Consider the following 1,394-nt stretch of genomic DNA (forward strand, 5'->3'; position numbering starts at 1 on the left):
AGGGCCGGGGACCAGCCGCCCCTATCGAAACCGACCAGCACTCGCCGTTCGTCCCCGATCGCTGTGCGCAGTTCGGGCAGGAGATCGCGCAGTTCCGCGGCTAGGGACGCCCCCGGGGCAGCCATGACAACGAACACTGGGGCGCCGTGGGCGTCGGTTACCCAGGTTTCCTCGGTCGCCGGGACCGGGAACTTGAGCCTCGTTGAGTAGATTTTCCCAACCTTTTTCGTGCCCTGGTAGGCGCGCACATGCCCGTCAACGTAAAGGATCGCAGCTAGGTTCCCACCGTCAGGACCGGTGCCGGCCAGATGGTGTTTAGCCAGGGCAGTGATCAGTTCCCCGGCTTTGCCGGTTTCGGCTAGTTGGCTGATCCGGCGGCGGATGGTTTTTACTTCCGGGGCCCGGTCCAACCCCAGCACCCGACCCAGCTCCACCGGGTCGAAGCGGGTGGCACCCTCGGCCCGAGCCTCCCCAGCCAGTGCCCGCAGCACACTATCAATCAGGATCGTTTCCAGGCCGTAGAAACCATTCGGCAAGGCCCCATACACTTGCCGAGCGCAGGCCAGCAGCCCGGTAGTTTCCAGGGCAGGGAAGGCCAGGAACAATCCGGCATGACGACCATGGGCGGACCGGGAAAACACCGGGGCCGCGCCTTCAAGCAGACCGGCGGCAGCACGCTCGGCAGTCCGGGGCGCCGGCGCTGGCAAGAGCGGCAGCTCAAACTGTTGCGCCGGTGCCGGTTCCAATACTTCGGGGACGCCCTCGGTCGCTGTTGTTTCTGCAGCGTCGGTAGTGGCTTGTTCAGCAGCGATTTTCAGGGCCCGGCGGACGCTGAACTCAGAGACGCCGACCGCGTTGCCGACGGCCTGCTGGGACAGGCCACTTCTGCGTAGTTCAACGATCCTGGTGATGACAGTGTCGGTCAGTCGGGAAGCTTTCTTTGGGCCCTTCTTTTCCGGTACCAACGCGACAATGCCGCCCTCGGCCAGCAATTGCTTCCATAACCAGACCGTTGACGGGGTGACGTCAAAGACGGCGGCGATCTCACCAACCCCGGCGGCCTTCATCGCTGCCAGCTTCACCGCTGCCCAGCGGCGTCCGGCTTCATCGCCTGCATCCCAAGAAAAGGCCACCTGGCCGTGGAGGTAAACAGCCCCGCCAGTACCGTCTTTGACCATTGATCCGGCCAGGCCCAGCGGCACAGCATCCAAAGCCATCGCCACAGGAAGAGGAGGTTGAGCAGTCATAACACTCATCATTCCACCCTTCCAAGAGACCCGGTTTCTTGAATCTATTATATCGAACAACGGGCAAAATTAACAGGCTTTTATCAAGAAAAACCCCGAAAAATCGACGAACCCCGAACCCGTCACCAGAGCGTGTCCAGAGTCCTG

Annotated in this window: 1 protein-coding gene; it reads right to left on the bottom strand. The window is 62.3% G+C overall.

Translation table 11 applies throughout. The features are described from left to right. On the bottom strand, positions 1-1,247 hold a 1,247-nt coding region (locus tag CVS29_RS18105), incomplete at its 3' end, for a putative transposase (protein WP_170121055.1). Between the last annotated feature and the right edge of the window lie 147 nt (positions 1,248-1,394).

This window comes from Arthrobacter psychrochitiniphilus (genome assembly GCF_003185915.1).
GTDB classification, from domain to species: Bacteria; Actinomycetota; Actinomycetes; order Actinomycetales; family Micrococcaceae; genus Specibacter; species Specibacter psychrochitiniphilus.